Below are 18,978 nucleotides of genomic sequence, written 5' to 3'. Positions count from 1 at the left end.
ACTGAACTTAACTCAGGTTGAGCTGAGGAGGGGTCATGCGACGACGCACGACACGCACGCTCATCGCCGCACTGGTCGCCATGCTCGCCCCGGTGGCCAGCGCCTGCGCAGGCCCTTCGGCGGCAGGGGACGACAAAGTCATCAGAATCGGTGCCTGGCATCCGCTCACGGGAGCCCTGGCCTCCTTCGGCATCCCCGAGAGGGCGGGTGCCGACGCCTACTTCGATTCCGTCAACGCGCAGGGCGGGATCAACGGCCGCAAGATCGAGTGGATCGTCAAGGACAACGCCTCCGACCCGCAGCAGACGGTGCAGATCGCCCGTCGGCTCGTCGACCAGGACGGGGTCGTGGCGATCGTCGCGACGAACGGTACGTCCCAGACCCGGGCCACGTTCCCCTTCGTGCTCGAGCGGTCGAAGGTGCCGATCCTCAACACGCTCGGCGGTGACGCGTCCTGGTACCAGCCGGCCCGTGACGGGCTGTTCGGGCTGCAGACCCTGTACGAAGACCAGGCGGCCGCGCTGGGGGACTGGGTGGTGCGCGACGGCGCGAAGAAGGTGCTGGTCGTGCACAGTGACCCGGCGGCCTTCGTCAACGTCTCCAAGCAGGTCGCCCCCGCCGCTCTCAAGACCGATCCGTCCGTCCAGGTGAAGCGGCTGAAGGTCAAGTTCGCGACCACCGACTACAGCCCGGTGATCAGCAAGGTGAAGGCCCAGAAACCCGATGCCGTCGTGCTCATCCTGGCAGCCGCGGAGGCCGCGACCTATATGAAGGAAGCCAAGCTGCAGGGACTCGACATCCCCTCGTACGGCTATGCGCCCGTGGCGGCACAGGCCACGCTGACGCTGGCCGGCAAGGCGGCCGAAGGGTTCAAGTCGGTGCAACTGGTCAAGTCGCCGAACGACGACGACCCGGCCGTCAAGGAGTTCCGCAAGGCGATGGCGAAGTACGAGCCCGGACAGCCGGCCGACTTCATCACCTTGTGGGGCTGGGAAGCGGCCAAGGCGTTCGTGGAGATCGCAGAGACCATCGACGGGCCGGTCACCTCCGAGGCGCTGACCCGGGCCTACCAGAACGCGCGCCAGGTCGACACGGGCGTGGGGCCGGTACTCAACTTCTCCCCGAGCCGCCACCTGGGCACCCGTGACGTACAGAAAGTCGTGGCCAGGGACGGCCGCTGGGAGTCGCAGGGCGACTTCTTCACCCCGCCCGTCCGCGACTGACACCGGCTGTCGCCGACAGCCTTTCCGACCAGTGAGAGGACCACTCATGGCCAGTGTGTTGCGCGACTACATGGCGCGTTTGGACAGCGACCACCCGGAGCGGGCGCTCGAACTCCTCGTACCGGACTTCCGATTTCACCTCGCCCTGCCGGGCCGGGAGCAGACGGGATGGTCGAAGGACGACTTCGCCGCCTACATCGCGGGCCGCAACGCCGTCGAGCGGGCGCACAAAATCCTTCGTCACAGCACCGACGGTGATCTGGAGACCGTGTACGGAGTGGTGACCGAGTCGGGGAAGGCCGTCGGGTCCTTCCTCTCCGCTGCCGTTGTCACCCCCGACGGACAGATGGCGCGCTATCAGTCGTACTTCACCACGACGTACGACCTCATCGACCTGCCGGAGTAGCCGCGCCCCGCAATCGCTGACCCATCCGACCCGCAGGCGACAGGGAATCCGACATGACCGAGACCTCCACGGGCGCCGCCACCACGGCCGCCGCCCCCTTCCTCACCGCATGGTTCGAGATCCTCGACAGTGACGAGCCGAACAAGATCCTCGACCTGATCAGCGACGACTTCTCCCTTTCCATCCTGTTCTCCACCGGCGACGGCAAGGCGACCGACTTCGCGGGGGACCGCGCCGCGCTGGTCGGCTACCTCGAACAGCGGGAGAGGGGCACGCGCACCCACCATCTCCTGTCCGCGACCACGCTCGGCCAGGACGAGCTCTTCCTCGGCGAGGTGCGGCGCGCGGGTGTTTTGGAGGCGAGTTTCGTCGCCGCCGGGCGGGTGAACGCAAGCGGCCGGCTGCAGCGGCTGCTGATCGGCCGGTCGTCCGAGATCCGTTTCGACTGAACACCTCCCCGGCGGTGCGGCTCACATTTCAACTGACTATGTGCGGAGGGAAGTTATGTACAACCTCGTCCTGCTGGCAGCCCGGCCACCGGAGTGGACGCATGAGCGGTTCATCGACTGGTGGCGTGGCGATCACGCGGACCTGACGTATCGCCTGCCGGGACTGCGTGCCTGGCGGCACACCGAGATCGACCAGGCCCTGGAGCCGCGCTCCGAGGGCTGGGACGGGATCTCGGTGCTCAGCTTCGACTCCCCGGAGGACCTGAAGAAGGCCCTCAAAAGCCAGGAGTGGGCCGACGCGGTCGCCCAGGTGGGGGACATGAAGGGGCGGCGTATCGCGGTGATGGGGCACGAGGCGGAGCTGTTCACCGGCTGAAGCGCCGCCCGGGGCGGTCGAAGAGCGACCGCTCCTCACGTTCGTCGACAGGGTTCAGTACGGAGTTCGGCACAGCATAGCGAGGAAGCGGCATGCGACAGGTAGTGCGGGAGTTGCAACAACGGGCCGAGCAGGCCGACTTCGTCGCCGTCATCGACGACGCGGGCAGCCATACGGCGCGCGAACTGCTGGCCGAGGCGGCCAGGCTGGCCGAGGTGCTGTTTCCCGGCGCGGCGGCGGAGGGCGACGGCGGCACCGTCATGGTCCAGGCCGACAATTCATGGCGCACCGTCGCCGCGACGCTCGCCGTGGGCCTGCGCGGTGGTGTCCTCGCCGTCGTCAACCGGCACACCACGCGGACCGAGTTCGCCGCGGCCTTCGAGGACATCCGCCCGGACGCCGTCGTCGCCGAGCCCTCGGCGATCGACGAATGGGCCGTGCCCGCGCTGGTGCCGGGCCGGGCGGACGGCATGGTGCTCGACGGCTGGACGGTCCACTCCGTGCCGGGGCGGCCCGATGTGTCGCGCTGGTCGGGGGGCGTGCTCATAGGGTTGACCTCGGGCTCGACCGGGCGACCCAAGGGCGTCGTGCAGTCCGAGGCGGCCCTGCGCTACGCCGGCGAGAGCACCATCGAGATCAACGGCCTGGCCCGCGGCGACGCGGTCGCCGCGATCGTGCCGCTGTCGTCGACGGCGGCGTACTGCTTCGGCGTCTACCTGTCCCTTCTCCTGGGCGGCCCGCTCGTTCTGACGGCGAAGTGGGACCGGGCCGTCGCACTGCAGCGGATGGCCGACGCCCGGGTCCGCTGGTCCATGTGTGTGCCGACCATGGCGCTGCAGATGGGCGCCGAGGCGGCCGGCTCGGGCATCCTCGCGGGGGTCCGCGCGATCACTGTGGGCGGAGGCCCGATGGACCGCGGCGCCCTGGCGCGCGCCGAACAGTCCCTGGGCACAAGGATCCTGCGTGTCTTCGGTATGTCCGAGTGCCTCGGCCACACCTCGCCGAGCCCCGACGACCCCGAGGAGATACGGCTCGGCAGGGACGGCCGGCCGTTCCCCGGTACGCAGTTGCGCGCGGTCGCGCCCGACGGCACCGAGGCCGCGCCGGGCGTGTCCGGAAGGGCCCAGGTGCGTGGCCCCTCCCTCTTCCTCGGCTACGCCCGCGACGGTGGGGTCGAGCCGCCCACGCTGACCGACGACGGCTACTTCCCCACAGGGGACCTGCTGTCGGTCCACGAGGACGGCACCATCAGCATCATGGGCCGCGAGAAGGACGTCATCATCCGCGGCGGCCGCAACATCGACATCACCGAGATAGAGCGGGCGGTCGCCAGCTACCCGCGCGTGGCCAGGGCCTGCGTCGCGGCCGTACCGGACGAGGTGCTCGGTGAACGGGTCGCGCTGCTAGTCGTCACCGAGGACGGCGCCGGCATCGACCTGGAGGAGGTGACGGGTCACTTGGAGAGCGTGGGACTGTCCAAGACGAAGTGGCCCGAATTCGTCTACGGCATCGAGGAGTTGCCGCAGACCAAGGTCGGCAAGCTCGACCGGTCGGGGGCCCGCGAGCTGGCCCACCGGCTGCGGGCGCGCACTTTCGACCCGGCCTGACGAGGGGCGTGGCCACGGGCCGCCCCGACCACCATTCCGCCCGTTCCACAGCGGCACAGCAGCCAGCGAGGGAGAGTCATGACAACGCGGTTCGACCAGGGCCCATGGGCCGCAGCCGGAGTCCAGACCGTGCAGCCCGGGGTGCACCGCGTTCCGCTGCCGCTGCCCAACGACGGCCTGCACGCCGTCAATGTCTATCTGCTGGAGAATCTGGCGGACGACGACGGCATCGTCATGATCGACGGGGGCTGGGCGATCCCCGAGGCACGCAAGGCGCTCGAGGAGGCCATGGCCGCCATCGGCCGCGACCTCGGCGACATCAGCCACATCCTGGTCACCCACATCCACCGCGACCACTACACCAACGCCGTGGAGCTGCGCCGTCTGCTCGGTTCCCGTGTGTACCTGGGCGCGGGTGAACGGCCGGGCCTGGAGATGCTCGACCGCCTGCGCAGCGACGAACCCGCCGGCTCACTGGAGACACTGCGCAGGGCGGGCGCCCGCGAACTCGCCGACCACATCCAGGAGTTGGACCACGGCGGCTACGACCCAGCGGTCTGGGAGGCCCCTGACCGCTGGCTCGGGGCCGAGACCCTCCGCTTCGGTGACGGCGCGCTGCGTGTCGTACCGACTCCCGGACACACCAAGGGGCACGTGGTCTTCCTGGACGAACAGCGCGGACTGCTGTTCTCCGGGGATCACGTCCTGCCGCACATCACCCCGTCCATCGGCTTCGAACTGGCCGATCCCGGGGGCCGTCCGCTCGCCGACTACCTGGACTCGCTGCGGCTGATGACGCACTACGCCGACGCGCGCCTGCTGCCCGCGCACGGGCCGGTCGCCGACAGCGCGCACACCCGCGTCGCCGAGCTGCTGACGCACCACGACAACCGGCTGGCGCAGAGCCTGACGGCGCTGGGCGAGGCCACGCTCGACGCGCACGCGGTGGCCCGCAAGCTGGGCTGGACGCGCCGGGAGGTGCCGTTCGGCGAGCTCAATGCGTTCAACCAGATGCTCGCGATCAACGAGACGGCGGCGCACCTGGACGTCCTGGTGCTGCGGGGGCGGGTCACGGTGGCGTTCGTCGACGGGGTGAACCAGTACACGCGTGTGCGCTGACATCGCACAGGCGCAAGGCACGAAGCGAGGGGACGCGACAACTGCCGCGTCGCCTCGCTTCGTGCCTTCTGTCAGCGGGCCGTCCACCCGCCGTCCACGTAGAGCTCGGAACCGGTGACGAAGCTCGAGTCGTCCGAGGCGAGGAACGCCACCGCACCGGAGACCTCGTCGGGCCTGCCCAGGCGGCCCATGGGCGTGCCCTCGACCATCGCGGTGTGCCGGGGTGTGCCGCGCCACAGCTCGCGGGAGAGGGGCGTCTCGATGAAGCCGGGGTGGATCGAGTTGACGCGCACTCCGCGGGTGGCCCAGTGCAGCGCGGCGTTCTTCGTCATCAGCCGGACCGCACCCTTCGCGGCGTGGTACGAGAACTGGCTGCCGAACCCGCCGACCGTACCGAAGATGGACGCGATGTTGACGATCGAGCCGCCACCGGTGCGTTCGATCGCGGCACCGCCGTGCTTCATGCCGAGCCAGACACCGGTCTGGGTGACCGCGATGACCTTGTCCCAGGATTCCTGGGTCTCCGTCTCCACGGTGCGCATCTTGGCGATCCCCGCGTTGTTGACGAGTACGGACAGGCCGCCCAGTTCGTCGACCGCGCGCTCGACCGCGCCGCGCCAGGCATCCTCGTCGCGGACGTCAAGTGCCAGGCCCAGCGCCCGGGCACCGCCGGCCGTCAGCTCCTTCGCCAGCTCCTCGCAGCGGCCGGCGTCCACGTCGGTCACCACCACCGCGGCGCCCTCGGCGGCCAGCCGACGCGCGACGGCGTCGCCGATACCGCCCGTCGCGCCGGTGATCAGAGCGACCTGTCCGGACAGCCGGTCTCGCATAAGCTCTCCTTCACTCAGTGCCTCAGCGTTCACGGCAGCAGCTCCAATCCGGAGCGCAGCAACGCGGGAACCGCGGAGCCGACGCGCTCGAAGCCCGCTCCGACGGTCTGTCCCGCGAGATAGCGGGCGTGGATGCCTTCAGCGATCACGGCGAGCTTGAAACACCCGAGCGCCTGGTAGTAGGCCACGGCTCCGATGTCCCGGCCGGACTTCGCGGCGTATCGCTCGGCCAGTTCGCGACCCGAGGGGAAGCCGGGGTTGGCGGTCGGGACATGGCGTGCCCCGAGGACCGGTTCGCAGGTCGGATCCCAGTACATGAGGAGCATCCCGAGGTCGGCGAGCGGGTCGCCGAGCGTGGCCATCTCCCAGTCGACGATCGCCGCGATCCGCCCGAGGTCGCCGGGCGCCAGGATCGTGTTGTCCAGGCGGTAGTCGCCGTGCACGACCGTCGGGGCGCCGCTCGGCGGCACGGCGCGGGCGAGGCGGCCGTGCAGCTCTTCGAGGTCGGGCAGCTCCCGGGTGGCGACCTTGGCCCACTGTCCGCGCCAGCGCCGCACCTGACGTTCCAGATAGCCCTCGGGGCGGCCGAAGCCGCCGAGTCCGACGTCGGCGGCGTCGACCGAGTGCAGCGCCACCAGAGCGTCGACGAGGGCTTCGGCGGCGCGCCGCGCATCCGCGGGCGGCAGCCCGGCGGCCTCGTCACCGTCGCGCAGCACCGCGCCCTCGACGAAGTCGACGACGCAGAACGGCGCTCCGAGCACCTCCGGGTCCGTGCACGACAGCACCGCCCGGGCGACCGGCACCCCGGTGCCTGCGAGCGCGGCGACGACACGGTACTCGCGGTCCATGTCGTGCGCGGTCGGCGTCAGCACCCCCAGCGGCGGCCGGCGCAGCACCCAGCGGTGCGTCCCGTCCGTCACCTCGTAGGTGAGGTTGGAGCGCCCGCCGTGCAGCAGCTCGACCCTCAACGGGCCGGCGCACTCGGGGACATGACGCTCGAAGTAGCGGTGCAGCGCGGTCACGTCCACGCCGACCACCGCCGACTGCGACGGGGTCATCGCCCGGCCCTCCGCTCCGTCGCCGCCCGAACCGCACGCTTGGCGATCGCCCAGCGGTGGGTCTCCGAAGGGCCGTCGTAGATACGGAAGGGGCGCACCTCCCGGTACAGCCGCGACAGCGGAGCGTCCCCCGAGATGCCGAGCGCTCCGCACACCTGGACGGCGCGGTCGACCACGCGATTGACGGCTTCGGAGACGTAGGTCTTGGCGATCGAGGTGTGCTGGGCGGCCGAGCGGCCCTGGTCCAGTTCCCAGCAGGCCCGCCACAGCACCGCGCGGCTGGTCTCGATGTCGATCTCGGAGTCGGCCAGCAGCTGCTGCACCATGCCCAGTTCGGCCAGCGGCCCACCGAAGGCCGAGCGGCCCGCCGCGCGTTCGAGGGCGAGGTCCTGTGCCCGGCGCGCCACCCCGAGCCAGCGCATGCAGTGGGTCATGCGGGCCGGGCCGAGGCGCACCTGCGCGTACCGGAAGCCCTGGTCCACCTTGCCCAGAACGGCCGTGTCCGGAACCTCGCAGCCCTCGAAGACGATCTCGCTGTGCCCGCCGAACAGGCCCTGGTCCAGGGTGTCGATGTTCCGGACGATCTTCATGCCCGGGTTCGCCGCGTCGACGAGGAACATCGTCGCGCCGCCCGCGTCACCGGGGCCGCCGCTGGTGCGGGCCATGCAGATGGCGAAGGCGGCCCCGTCGGCGCCGCTGATGAACCACTTACGGCCGTCGATGCGCCAGCCGGCGCCGGTCTTCGTCGCGGCGGTGGCCAGCGCGCGCGGATCGGATCCGGCGCCCGGTGCCGGTTCGGTCATCGCGAAACAGGAGCGCGCCTCACCCGCGGCGAGCGGGCGGAGGTACCGCTCCTTCTGCTCCTGGGTGGCCACCACCTCGAGCAGGTGCGTATTGCCCTCGTCGGGCGCCGCGCAGTTCAACGCGAGCGGCCCCAGCAGTGAGTAACCGGCTGCCTCGAAGACGACCGCCTGTCCCCGCAGGTCGAGTCCGAGCCCGCCGAATTCCTCGCCGACATGCGGAGCGAACACCCCCGCCGTCCGGGCCGCCTCCTGCAGCCGCCGCCGCAGTGGTTCCGGTCCCGCATGGACGTTGCCGTCACACGCCTGTTCCTCGGGTATCACCACATCCCGTACGAAGTCCGTGGTACGCCGCGCGATCTCGGCGACCCTCTCGTCGATCTCGAAGCTGATGGACACATCTCACCTCTGATCTTGGCTACTGACCATTAGCCATGACACGGGTGAGGGGAGTGCTATGTCAAGGGTTCGGGCTATAGTGGCTGCTCCAGAGTGATGGAATCGGCTAATGTGCAGTAGCTTCCCGGGAGTCCATGTGAGCGCATCTCAAGGCGAGGTGTACGAGCGGCCGCACCGGCCGCCGCGCCCGGAGGGCGCCCCCGCGGCCGACCGCCGGTCGGGGATCCGCGAGGCCGCGCTACGGTTGTTCGCCGCGCAGGGCTATCGGTCCACGACCATGACCGACATCGGCGCCGCCGTGGGCATTCGCGGGCCGAGCCTCTACAAACACGTGGCGTCCAAGCACGAGTTGCTGGCCGAGATCATGATCGGCACGATGGAGCAGCTCATCGCCGACAACACAGCCGCTGTCGCGGACACCGGCGAGGTACGGGAACAACTGCGCCGCTCCGTGGAGGCGCACATTCGCTACCACGCGCGCCATCGCCTGGAAGCCTTCGTCGGCAACCGCGAGATCGGCAGCCTGGAACAGCCCGACCAGGAGCGGGTACTCGCCCGCCGCAGCGACTACGAGCGCCGCTTTCGCGAACTGATCGAGCGGGGCACGGCCGAGGGCGCCTTCCACGTGCAGTCGGCCAGGATCGCGTCGTACTCGATCCTCGACATGGGCATCGGTGTGGCCAGCTGGTTCCGCGAGGGCGGGGAGTTCACCGTGGACCAACTCGCCTATCAGTACGGCGACATCGCGCTGCGTATCGTGGGCGCGCGGTGTCCGGGCGCCACCGCGTACGAGGACTGACCTTGCCTGCTCGACGCCGCGCAGCTGCGCCCTCGCGGACGCGGATGCCCGCGCCACGGCAGCCGGAGCCTGACGAAGCAGCAGAGTAAGGCTCCGTCAGCCGACGGGAGCCGTGCGGACGGCGGAGATGTCGAATTCGAGGCGAACCTTGTCACTCACCATGGCGCCGCCCTCGGCCAGTCTGGCGTTGTACGTCAGACCCCATTCGGAACGATTGATGGTGGTGGTGCCGCCGAAGCCGACCCACTCATAGCCGAACGGGTCGGTGACGTGTCCTATATAGGTGAGCTCCAGGACGAGGGGACGGGTGGTGTCCTTGATGGTGAGGTCGCCGGTCATGCGGTAGACGTCGGTGCCCGCGAGTTGCGCGGCGGTGCTGGTGAAACGCATGCGTGGGTAGGTCGCGGCGTCCAGGAAGTCACGGCTGACCAAGTGGGCGTCGCGTTGTTCCACACCACTGTTCACGCTGGCGGTGGACAATACGATCTCGGCCCGCGAGCGAGCGGGGTTGCGGCCGTCGAGATAGAGCCGGCTTTGGTACTCCGTGAAAGCCCCGCGCACCGTGGTCACCATCGCATGCCGGACGGAGAAGCCGATCCGGCTGTGTGCCGGGTCGATCTCCCACTCTCCGGTCAGCGCAGCCAGGCCGGGATCCGGCAGACCGGCAGGGGCGAAAGCCGATGGGGCGACGGGGAGTTGTGGAGCGACGGGGGGTTCCGAGGGACGGAGTGACGCACCGCGGTTGAACAATTTCATGACTCACGTAATTACTGCACGGCAGATATTGGCGCAACCTTTACTCAAGAGCTGCCGAGGCCCGAATCGGTACTGACAGGCTTATACACCACCACCGTATGGCCGATGGCTACACTATCCCCACACACTCGCCACGGAATCACCAAGAGGCGGGCGAATGAATGCGGATGCGTCCTGCGGGGAAATTCGACCCGATCGCCCGGGTCGAACACCACTACCCCTACCTACAGGCAGACCGCCCTAAAACCTGCACATCATCCGCGACTATTTCGGCGATCACTTCTGTAAGCAGGCCGTCGGACCGGTTCCCGAAAAGCCGCACGCGCCAGAAAGTCCCTCAGGAGGATGCGCCACACGTACCACTCGTGTCCGCCGTCAAGGAAGGCGGTCTGCGGGGGCGGGGTGGTGGATGGGGCCGGTGCTGCGGGCAAGGAGTTGCCCGGTGCCGTGGTTGGAGTGGGCGATGATTTCGGCGGTGATGGAGATGGCGGTTTCTTCGGGGGTGTGAGCGCCGAGATCGAGGCCTATGGGGGAGTGCAGGCGGGCGAGCCGGTCGGCGGTTACGCCGGCATCACGCAGGGCGTCCACGCGGTGGTCGTGGGTGCGGCGGGAGCCCATGGCGCCGATGTACCCGACGGGGAGGCTGAGGGCGAGGCGGAGCAGGGGGATGTCGAATTTGGGGTCGTGGGTGAGGACGCAGATGACGGTGCGGGCGTCGACCTCGGTGTGTTCCAGGTAGCGGTGGGGCAAGTCGACGATGATCCCGTCGGCGTGGGGGAAGCGGGTGGGGGTGGCGAAGACGGGGCGGGCGTCGCAGACGGTGACGTGGTAGCCGAGGAAGTGGCCGGTCCGGCTGAGGGCGGCGGCGAAGTCGATGGCGCCGAAGATGAGCATGCGGGGGCGGGGTGCGTGGGTGTGGACGAGGACGGAGAGCCGTTCGGGGCAGGTGTCGGCGTCCCCGCCGACCTCGATACGGGCGGTGCGCCCCGCCCTGAGCAGTGCGCGGGCCTGGGCTGCCACTGCCCGGTCCTCTCGTGCGCCGCCCAGGGTTCCGTCGTACGCGTTGCCGTCGCCGAGCAGGGAGAGGGCGCGGCCGAGGAGGTGCTCGGGGCCGTCGACGATCTGGGCCACCGCAGTGGGACGTCCCGACACCGCATCTTCCAGAGCCATGGTGACGTTGGGCCGTCGGTTCTACGCGCTGTACGAGGACGTCGATTTCGCCGCCGCAGGTGAGGCCGACGGCGAAGGCGTCGTCGTCGGAGTAGCCGAACCGGGCTCGTACGGGGGTGCCGCCGTCCGCCAGTACCTGTTGGCACAGTTCGTAGACGGCACCTTCCACACAGCCGCCGGAGATGCTGCCGACCACCTCACCGTCGGCGTCGACGGCGAGGGCGGTGCCGGGTGGCAGGGGCGCGCTGCCGCTGACCTTGATGACGGTGGCGAGGGCGAAGGGACGGGCCTCGCGGCACCAGTCGTGCAGCGTGTCTGCGATGTTCAGCATGGGCGGTTCTCCGGTGAGGGCGGCATACGTGGTCGGGCGCGGTCGGCCGTCGGACGGTCGGGCGAGCACCTGAGGGCTCGGGCCGGGCGAGCGTCCGCGTGCCTCAGAGCAGGGCTTCGACGGTGATGGGCAGTTCGCGTACGCGGCGTCCGGTGGCGTTGAAGACCGCGTTGGCGCTGGCGGGTGCCACGCCGATGTGGACGACCTCGGAGTGGGCCGCGGCCTCGGCCATCCGCACCAGCGCACCTATCCGCAGGCCCCCGCGCTCGGTGACCGTGACCTCGCGCAACGGCAAGCCACTGATATCGACCAGTGCGCCGGGGCGTTCGACGGTCTCACGCATCAGGTCGACCAGGGTGGTGCCCCCGGCGATGTAACGCCCGCCGCGCCGGCCCGCGGCGAGTGCCCCGGCGGTGTCGGAGACCTTGGTGAAAGTGAAGGGATACATGGGAGGCAGGCCTCATTTCCGGCGGGCGGTCTGTTCGACCGCGCGCACGATCTTCACGTAACACCCCGCAGCGGCAGATGTTGCCGCTCATCCACTCTCGGATCTCGTCCTTGGAGCCGGTGTGGCCCTCCTGGATGCAGCCGACGCCGGACATGATCTGGCCGGGAGTGCAGTAGCCGCACTGGAAGGCGTCCTGCTCGACGAATGCCTGCTGCAACGGGTGCAGTTCGTCGCCGTCGGCCAGGCCCTCGATGGTGGTGACCTCTGCGTCCTCCAGCCGCACCGTCAGCGTCAGACAGGAGTTGACCCGGCGACCGTCGACCAGAACCGTGCAGGCCCCGCAGGCACCGGCGTTGCAGCCCTTCTTCGAGCCGGGCAGGCCAAGGTGCTCGCGCAGCAGGTCAAGGAGCGAGGTCCGGTTGTCGACTGTGACGGTGTGCCGCTTGCCGTTGACGGTCAGCGAGACACGACCGCTGGGCGGCGCATCGGCGGTGGCCGCCGACTCGGCGCCGAGCGCGGTCGGACTCGTCATCAGGCCGCCCGCCACGACAACACCCCCGACCGCGGTGGTCGTCGCGATGAACGTGCGCCGGGACGGCGCCGAGGGGGGCTCGGAGGAGGACTCGGAGGGGGGAGGAACGGCTGACTCGGTGAGTTCAGTGGACATGCGTACGCTTTCGGATCGGCGGAAGGTCGATGGGCCTCTTCGTCGGCGTGCCCAGAGCCAGAACCCACGTCGTCCGTCACCACCGGGGCGAACGGCGCTGTACTGGGCAGTTGTCATGACGGACGCGGCGACGGGCTGTGGCCCGGCCCCGAACTCACCTCCGCGGTGTGAGATCGAGGCCCGGCTTCAGGGGCGTTCAGGCGGTGGTGTCGTCGTAGCCGAGGTTGCCGCCGAGTTCGCGGGAGGCTTCGGTTTGGGCGAGGAGTTCCTCGGCCTTGGCCTTGACGCCTTCGATGGCGTCGGCGCCGGCGACGAAGCGCTGCAGAGGCTTGTCCTGGTTGGCGATGGTGAGCAGCGCACGGGCGAGTTTGGCGGGGTCGCCGCTCTGCCGGCCGTTCATGCTCTTCCATGCGGCGACGGTGGCGGTGGTGCGTTCGGCGTAGTCGTCGATGGTCGGCTCGGGCCAGATGGTGGAGCCGTCGACGAGGAGTTCGGTGCGGAAGAAGCCGGGTTCCACGACGGTGGTGTGGATGTTGTAGGGCTCGACGTCGTAGCGCAGGGATTCCATCCACCCCTCGACGCCGAATTTGGAGGCGGCGTAGGCGACGCAGAATTCCTGGCCGATGATGCCGGCGGAGGAGGAGAGGGTGATGATGTGGCCGGCGCGCTGCTTGCGCAGGACGGGCAGGACGGCGCGGGTGACGTTCATGGGTCCGAAGAGATTGGTCTCGATCTGCTGGCGCATCTGCGCCGGAGTGATCTCCTCGAAGTAGCCGGCGAAGAAATTGCCGGCGTTGTTGATCAGGACGTCGATGCGGCCGAAGCGGTCGACGGTGGCCTGCGCGGCGGCCTCGGCGTCCTCCAGGCTGGTGACGTCCAGTTTGGTGACCAGCAGGTTGTCCTGTGGCCCGCCGAGGGTCTCCTCGACCTCTTCGGGGCGGCGGCCGGTGGCGACGACCTGGTGGCCGGCGGCGAGGGCCTCTCGGACGATGTCCGTGCCCAGACCGCGTCCGGCACCGGTGACGAGAATGACCTTGCTCATGAGGGGTTCCTTTCAGGTGCCGTGATCCGGCACCCGGGTGTTGCGCGGTGATGATGCGGGGCGTCCCGGCCGATGGCCGAGCAGCGGATGAGAGCAGATGGCGTCAGGCCTGGTCCGTCGGCATGATCCACAGTTCGCCGACGGAGGTGTGGCGGGGCCGGGTGACCATGTAGGCGACGCCGTCGGCGATGTCGTCGGGGGCGAGGACCTCGGTCGTCTCGTAGAAGGGGGTGATCATCGCGCCCTGGATCTCGGGCTTGTTGTGCGAGCCCAGCTCGGTGTCCACGCCGCCCGGCTCCAGGACACCGACGCGGACGTGCCGCTGGGTGACTTCCTGGCGCAGGGACTCGGTGAGCCGTTCACGCCGAACTTGGTGAGGTTGTAGACGCCGTAGCCGTTCCAGGCGACGCGGCCGGCGATCGAGCTGATGTTGACGATGTCGGCGACCCGGCGCGGACCGTCCTCGGCCGCCTTGAGCAGGTGTGGTAGCGCGGCGCGGGTGGTGTAGAGCAGGCCCTGGACGTTGACGGCGATCATGCGCTCCCACTCCTCGACGTCCGCGCCGACGACGGGGCCCAGGAGCATCAGGCCGGCGTTGTTGACCAGGATGTCCAGCCGTCCGAAGGACTCCACGGCCTGCTGTACGGCGGCCTCGGCCTGGGCGCGGTCGGCGATGTCCGCCTCCACGACCAGGGCTGTGCCACCGGCCTTCTCGATCTCGGCGGCGAGGTCGTCGAGGCGGTCCTTGCGGCGGGCCACGAGCACGACGGAGGCCCTGTGCTCGGCGAGTCGACGGGCGGTGGCGGCGCCGATACCGCTGCTCGCGCCGGTGACAAGAGCGACGGTGCCGGTCAGATTCGTTGCCATGGGGTGGTTCTCTTTCTAGACGTACGACGTCACATACGACGTCGGGGCAAGCGGTGGGGCGTCACATCAGTCGCGTCGGCCGATGGGACGGCGCAGACCCCCGGGCCTGGCAGCGTGGAGGGCCGGGGCCCGGCTGCCAGTCGTGTGTCCTCGCACCTGGGCCGGCCACATGGGTGGACCGACCGTTACGGGTGCGGTGGAGGGTGCGGCCAGGACAGGTCCTAGGCGGCCGGTATGGCGCCCATCTGCTGGAGGATGGTCAGCATGTCGAGCTGGGCGCGCTCCTCGACGATCTTGCCGCGGGTGAGGCGGTAGAACGCGAAGCTCTCTGCGTGGACCTTCCTGCCGGTGCCCTCGACCCCGGCGAAGGGTCCTTCGTGGGTGCCGGTCATGGTGTAGCGGATGGCCACGGTGTCGCCCTCGGCGCGCATGTCCTCCACCGTCCACTTGAGGTCGGGGAAGGCCCTCATGCTGGCGGCGACGATGCCGAGGTAGGTGTCCCGTCCCTGGTGCGTCGTTCCGGCGAAGTGCATGACGATGTCCGGGCTGAGGAACTTCTTCGCCATCTCGGGGTCGCCGGTGGGCAGGAACTCGCTGGTGAAGCGCTCCATGATGCGCTTGTTGGCCTGGACGGTCCCGCGGTGCCACGAGGCGGATTCCGGGGCGACGGCGGAGTCGGTGTTGACGTTGGCCGTGCGGGTCGTGTCCGCGGCATTTGCTCCGTAGGCCGAGAGGCTGAGTGCTCCCAGAGCCGTGATGACGACGGCAGCCTTGGTGCGTCGACGCATTGTTCGTCCCTTTGTTTCGGAGGTCCGCAGCGCCGACAGCGCCGCAGGGAGGGGCTGGAGACGGGCGGCAGTACCCCGCCGCATCCAGGCCGTTCACACCGCCTCGGCGGTGCACACCCCCTAGAGAACCGGCTGGCTCGGGAGCCTGGGAGTCCCTGACGAGGGGGTCACTGAGAGGGACCCCCAGCCAGAGGGCAGCGCTCGTAGAGTGGAGGACATGACAGGCAGAAAGGGCCCTTACGGCGCTCACCGCGACATCCGTGGCGATTTCCGCGCGGAGATCCGGGAATTCCTGGGTACACGACGGGCCAGGGTCACCCCCGAGCAGGCCGGACTGCCCCCGTACGGCGAAGACCGGCGGCGGGTCTCCGGCCTGCGGCGTGAGGAGGTCGCCCTCCTCGCGGGCATCTCGAGCGAGTACTACACCCGGCTCGAGCGCGGGAACGCCACCGGCGTCTCCGAGAGCGTCATCGACGGCATCGCGCAAGCGCTACAGCTCGACGAGGCAGAGCGAACCCATCTGCTCGACCTGTTGCGCGGCGCCGGCGCTACCCGTCCGCCGCGCCGCCGACCGGCCCAGCAGCGCGTCCGGCCCGCGGTGCAGCGCGTCCTCGACTCGATGGTCGGCACGCCCGCGTTCGTACTCAGCGGACGCCTGGACATCCTGGCCGCCAACCACCTCGGGCGGGCGCTGTTCTCGCCGCTCTACGCCGACCCCTTGAGGCCACCCAGCAACGCCCGGTTCGTCTTCCTCGACGCGCATGCGGCTGAGTTCTTCCGCGACTGGGACGAGGTCGCAGGCGACACGGTCGCCATGCTGCGCGCCGAGGCCGGCCGCGATCCCTACGACCGGCGGCTGACGGACCTGATCGGGGAGCTGTCCACCCGCAGCGAGGAGTTCCGACGCCGTTGGGCCGCCCACAACGTCCGGATCCACACCACGGGCATGAAGCGCCTCCACCACCCGGTCGTCGGGGACCTGGACCTGTCGTTCGAGGCCTTCCCGCTGGGCGCCGATCCCAGCCAGTTCCTCCTCACCTACACCGCCGAGCCCGCATCGCCGTCACAGGACGCGCTGAACCTGCTGGCCAGTTGGGCGGCGACCACTGACGCAATCGAGCAGTCCGCGTCGACTGACGCCTCCGAGTCGGCCGACTCGGCGGAGACGCCCGACTGATCGACGAGCCACAGCATGACAACGTGTCGCTTCGCGAGCGTCATCACGTTGTCCCGCCATGAGCCGCCGACGGCCGGTGACATTGCCGACCCGTGCAGCACACCGGCGACAGCGGGTCCTGCTGACGCTTCAGGAGGCGCATGACCTGCTCGGCGTGTGTGCTCCTGGCAGCCACCCGATTGCCGAGAACCCGTGGGCCGAGAGGTGCCGCACATGCGGGGCCACGTCGTGATGCGCTGTCACACCAGCCTGCCCCGCCCGGTCTATCTGGTGTCGAACTACAAGCAGAGGGAATCATGCGTGAGATTGTGATCGTCGGTGGCGGCTACGCGGGCTTCTACACCGCATGGGGCCTGGAGAAGACGCTGCGTGCGGGCGAGGCGCGGGTCACGGTTGTCGACCCGCGTCCTTACATGACCTACCAGCCCTTCCTGCCGGAGGTGACGGCTGGATCGGTCGAGGCACGTCACGCCGCCGTGTCGTTGCGGCGGCACCTGCGCGGAACCCGGGTGATCTCGGGGAGCGTGACCGAGATCAGCAACGCAGACCGGACGGTCACCGTACGGCCCGTGAGCGGAGCCGACTATGAACTCCGTTACGACACTCTCGTGGTCACCGCCGGCGCCGTGACCCGCACCTTCCCCATACCCGGCCTGGCGCAGCAGGCGATCGGCCTGAAGCACGTGGAGGAGGCGGTGGCCGTCCGCGACCGGCTGATGACCGCGTTCGACCAGGCAGCGTCCCTGCCGTCAGGCGCCGAACGGCGAAAGCTGCTCACCGTCACCTTCGTGGGCGGCGGGTTCTCCGGCGTCGAGGGCTTCGGTGAACTGCTCTCGCTGGCAACGGCGATGCTCAAGTCCTATCCGGAACTGAGCTTCGACGACCTTTCCTTCCACCTGGTTGAGGCCCGGGGCCGCATCCTGCCCGAGGTGGGCGACAAGCCCGGCGCCTGGGTGGTGCGCTCCCTGGAACGCCGTGGCGCGCACGTCCACCTGAACACGCAGCTCGTCTCCGCCGAAGACGGGCACGTCGTGCTCTCCAGCGGAGAGGAGTTCGATTCGGGGCTGATCGTCTGGACCGCCGGCAACGCCTCCAACCCGGTCGTGCACAACCACACGGATCTGCCGGTCGACGAGCGGGGCCTGCTCGTGGTCCGCCCCGATCTCCGCGTGGGCACCGACAGCGAGCCCGTGCCGGATGTGTGGGCGGCCGGAGACGATGCGGCCGTTCCCGACCTGGCTTCGCCCGTACCGGGCGCGCACACGGTGCCGAACGCCCAGCACGCCGTGCGGCAGGGCAAGCGCCTTGCAAAGAACATTGCAGCCAGCCTGCACGGGCGGAAGATCCGAAACTACCGACACAGCAGTCTGGGAGTGGTGGCGACGCTGGGTCTGGGGCGCGGCATCTTCCAGTACAAGAGCATCGTCATCAAGGGACTTCCCGCCTGGCTGATGCACCGGGGCTATCACGTCCTGGCCGTGCCCACCTGGGAGCGCAAGGTCCGCGTTCTCACCGTCTGGCTCACCGCCGCCCTGTTCAGCCGGGATCTCGTCTCCCTCGCCTCCGTTCAGCACCCACGGGAGGCGTTCGTCACGAGCGGCAATCCGCAGCGCTCCGGCGAGAGCCGGGCGAGCGACAATACGGCCGCATGAGCATGCGCGATCGGCTCCACCGCCAGATCGATACCCGCGTGTCATTCGCTTGAGTAGGCGACGTTGCGTCGGCAGACGCCGCGCAACTCAGTCCGCCGGGGATTCGCTGCGCATCCCTGTCATTCGACCCGCCCGGACCCGGCATCGCCGCAACCGGGCTTCTTGTTCCCCTCTGGAGCACGCCATGGACGCGAGTGAGGAGGCCGCACGCGGCCTGACCGACATCGAGACATTCCTGTACCGGGAGGCTCATCTGCAAGCAGCACATCGGCGTGTAGCAGATTTCACCGCACGAGGGCTGGGGCTGACGCAGGAACAGAAGACGGATATCGAGCGCTGGTATCTCGAAGAGCAGAGATACGTCGCCCACATGGTGACTGAGTACATTGCCGACCGCATCAGCGTGGTGGAAGAGCAACACCACATCCGCTTCGGGCGATGGCTTCGAGGAACGCTGACCGCGATGGTCCTCATCACCGTCGCGACGATCGGCGGCGCTGTGATCCTGGGGATGTCGAGCTGAACCACCGGTGCTGCTCGGGACATTGTGAAGCTCGCCATAACACTGTTACGGGAACCGCGTGCGAGACGATCGTCCCGCATGTAAGTTCGTCCCCGTCGTCCGCCTCAACCCGGGCCAATCCATCCCATACAGGTGCAGAATTTCGGGCTCTGGGGAGCGCGACCGCCACTCCATCGTGATGAACACTGTCTTCGGCCCAGCGCCCGGAACAGCAAAGCTTTGATAGGCTGAACACAGTGTTCCGGGCGCTGTGCTACACATCCCCCGTGAAGGGTGCCCGGGATGCAACACCTGCGACTAGAGCCCGCAGGTGCGGTTCCCGGGCGTCAGCCAATCCCCCGATGAGTGGCGCCCGGGACCATTGCCCCTCGTGCGGTCACCGCAGCGGGTAGAACGCTAAGGGCTTGCGGGGAATCAAAGTGTTGCTTCCCGTCCTGAAGCTCGTTGGTGTGGTATGCGCATCCCGGATGAGACTCGTGACCAACTCGCCG

Annotated in this window: 18 protein-coding genes and 3 pseudogenes; 10 read left to right on the top strand and 11 right to left on the bottom strand. The window is 69.1% G+C overall.

What is annotated here, in order from left to right; translation table 11 throughout:
- Positions 1-35 precede the first annotated feature (35 nt).
- The 6 genes from AB0D57_RS36150 (at position 36) to AB0D57_RS36125 (ending at position 5,180) form a co-directional block, all read left to right on the top strand.
- Positions 36-1,223, top strand: coding sequence for an ABC transporter substrate-binding protein (locus AB0D57_RS36150; RefSeq protein ID WP_362083248.1), 1,188 nt, complete (start codon positions 36-38; stop codon positions 1,221-1,223).
- A gap of 46 nt (positions 1,224-1,269) precedes the next feature.
- Complete coding sequence (locus AB0D57_RS36145; RefSeq protein ID WP_362083245.1) at positions 1,270-1,629, top strand: nuclear transport factor 2 family protein; 360 nt, start codon at positions 1,270-1,272, stop codon at positions 1,627-1,629.
- A 53-nt stretch (positions 1,630-1,682) separates the two neighbouring features.
- Positions 1,683-2,078 carry a hypothetical protein gene (locus tag AB0D57_RS36140; RefSeq protein ID WP_362083242.1) on the top strand — a complete coding sequence of 132 codons (396 nt, stop codon included), beginning with the start codon at positions 1,683-1,685 and terminating at the stop codon, positions 2,076-2,078.
- Positions 2,079-2,133: 55 nt separating this feature from the next.
- Positions 2,134-2,454, top strand: a complete 321-nt coding sequence (locus AB0D57_RS36135) for an EthD family reductase (protein WP_362083239.1) — start codon at positions 2,134-2,136, stop codon at positions 2,452-2,454.
- A gap of 92 nt (positions 2,455-2,546) precedes the next feature.
- Positions 2,547-4,061 (top strand): class I adenylate-forming enzyme family protein, encoded by a 1,515-nt coding sequence (locus AB0D57_RS36130; RefSeq protein WP_362083236.1) that lies wholly within the window; start codon positions 2,547-2,549, stop codon positions 4,059-4,061.
- Positions 4,062-4,139: 78 nt separating this feature from the next.
- The gene (locus AB0D57_RS36125; protein ID WP_362083233.1) at positions 4,140-5,180 is read left to right on the top strand and encodes an MBL fold metallo-hydrolase; all 1,041 of its coding nucleotides are present in this window, start codon (positions 4,140-4,142) and stop codon (positions 5,178-5,180) included.
- A 71-nt stretch (positions 5,181-5,251) separates the two neighbouring features.
- On the opposite strand, the gene AB0D57_RS36120 is transcribed toward AB0D57_RS36125, so the two are convergent.
- From AB0D57_RS36120 to AB0D57_RS36110, 3 genes are read right to left on the bottom strand one after another with little or no spacing between them, the layout of a single operon-like run.
- Complete coding sequence (locus tag AB0D57_RS36120; protein ID WP_362083230.1) at positions 5,252-6,010, bottom strand: glucose 1-dehydrogenase; 759 nt, start codon at positions 6,008-6,010, stop codon at positions 5,252-5,254.
- Positions 6,011-6,039: 29 nt separating this feature from the next.
- The gene (locus AB0D57_RS36115) at positions 6,040-7,068 is read right to left on the bottom strand and encodes a phosphotransferase family protein (protein WP_362083227.1); all 1,029 of its coding nucleotides are present in this window, start codon (positions 7,066-7,068) and stop codon (positions 6,040-6,042) included.
- On the bottom strand, positions 7,065-8,267 hold the full coding sequence (locus AB0D57_RS36110) for an acyl-CoA dehydrogenase family protein (protein ID WP_362083224.1): 1,203 nt from the start codon (positions 8,265-8,267) through the stop codon (positions 7,065-7,067). Before AB0D57_RS36110 ends, AB0D57_RS36115 begins: the two co-directional genes overlap by 4 nt.
- 136 nt (positions 8,268-8,403) lie before the next feature.
- Between AB0D57_RS36110 and AB0D57_RS36105 the strand changes: the two genes are divergently transcribed.
- Positions 8,404-9,066, top strand: coding sequence for a TetR/AcrR family transcriptional regulator (locus tag AB0D57_RS36105; RefSeq protein ID WP_362083221.1), 663 nt, complete (start codon positions 8,404-8,406; stop codon positions 9,064-9,066).
- Positions 9,067-9,162: 96 nt separating this feature from the next.
- Here AB0D57_RS36105 and AB0D57_RS36100 read toward each other — a convergent pair whose 3' ends face one another.
- The 8 genes and pseudogenes from AB0D57_RS36100 to AB0D57_RS36065 form a co-directional block, all read right to left on the bottom strand.
- Positions 9,163-9,822, bottom strand: a complete 660-nt coding sequence (locus AB0D57_RS36100; protein ID WP_362083218.1) for a YceI family protein — start codon at positions 9,820-9,822, stop codon at positions 9,163-9,165.
- A gap of 375 nt (positions 9,823-10,197) precedes the next feature.
- A pseudogene (locus tag AB0D57_RS36095) lies at positions 10,198-11,323 on the bottom strand (XdhC family protein).
- Between the two features lie 202 nt (positions 11,324-11,525).
- Positions 11,526-11,771 (bottom strand): annotated as a pseudogene (locus AB0D57_RS36090) (FAD binding domain-containing protein); the annotation flags it as partial.
- Positions 11,772-11,783: 12 nt separating this feature from the next.
- Positions 11,784-12,438: pseudogene (locus tag AB0D57_RS36085) on the bottom strand ((2Fe-2S)-binding protein).
- A gap of 196 nt (positions 12,439-12,634) precedes the next feature.
- On the bottom strand, positions 12,635-13,480 hold the full coding sequence (locus tag AB0D57_RS36080; RefSeq protein WP_362083215.1) for an SDR family oxidoreductase: 846 nt from the start codon (positions 13,478-13,480) through the stop codon (positions 12,635-12,637).
- Between the two features lie 103 nt (positions 13,481-13,583).
- Positions 13,584-13,766 (bottom strand): hypothetical protein, encoded by a 183-nt coding sequence (locus AB0D57_RS36075; RefSeq protein ID WP_362083212.1) that lies wholly within the window; start codon positions 13,764-13,766, stop codon positions 13,584-13,586.
- A complete protein-coding gene (locus tag AB0D57_RS36070; protein ID WP_362083209.1) occupies positions 13,715-14,347 on the bottom strand; it encodes an SDR family NAD(P)-dependent oxidoreductase in 633 nt (210 codons plus the stop codon). Before AB0D57_RS36070 ends, AB0D57_RS36075 begins: the two co-directional genes overlap by 52 nt.
- Before the next feature lie 221 nt (positions 14,348-14,568).
- On the bottom strand, positions 14,569-15,135 hold the full coding sequence (locus AB0D57_RS36065) for an ester cyclase (RefSeq protein ID WP_362083206.1): 567 nt from the start codon (positions 15,133-15,135) through the stop codon (positions 14,569-14,571).
- Positions 15,136-15,352: 217 nt separating this feature from the next.
- Here AB0D57_RS36065 and AB0D57_RS36060 point away from each other — a divergent pair, with 217 nt between their 5' ends.
- From AB0D57_RS36060 to AB0D57_RS36050, 3 genes are all read left to right on the top strand, one after another.
- Positions 15,353-16,312: a helix-turn-helix transcriptional regulator gene (locus AB0D57_RS36060; RefSeq protein ID WP_362083203.1), complete on the top strand. Its 960-nt coding sequence runs from the start codon at positions 15,353-15,355 to the stop codon at positions 16,310-16,312.
- A 296-nt stretch (positions 16,313-16,608) separates the two neighbouring features.
- Positions 16,609-17,964: an NAD(P)/FAD-dependent oxidoreductase gene (locus tag AB0D57_RS36055; protein WP_362083200.1), complete on the top strand. Its 1,356-nt coding sequence runs from the start codon at positions 16,609-16,611 to the stop codon at positions 17,962-17,964.
- A 184-nt stretch (positions 17,965-18,148) separates the two neighbouring features.
- On the top strand, positions 18,149-18,487 hold the full coding sequence (locus tag AB0D57_RS36050) for a hypothetical protein (RefSeq protein ID WP_362083197.1): 339 nt from the start codon (positions 18,149-18,151) through the stop codon (positions 18,485-18,487).
- The last annotated feature ends 491 nt before the right edge of the window (positions 18,488-18,978 follow it).

Source organism: Streptomyces sp. NPDC048275, from assembly GCF_040652275.1.
GTDB lineage: Bacteria > Actinomycetota > Actinomycetes > Streptomycetales > Streptomycetaceae > Streptomyces.
This window is presented reverse-complemented; position numbering and strand designations above follow the sequence as displayed.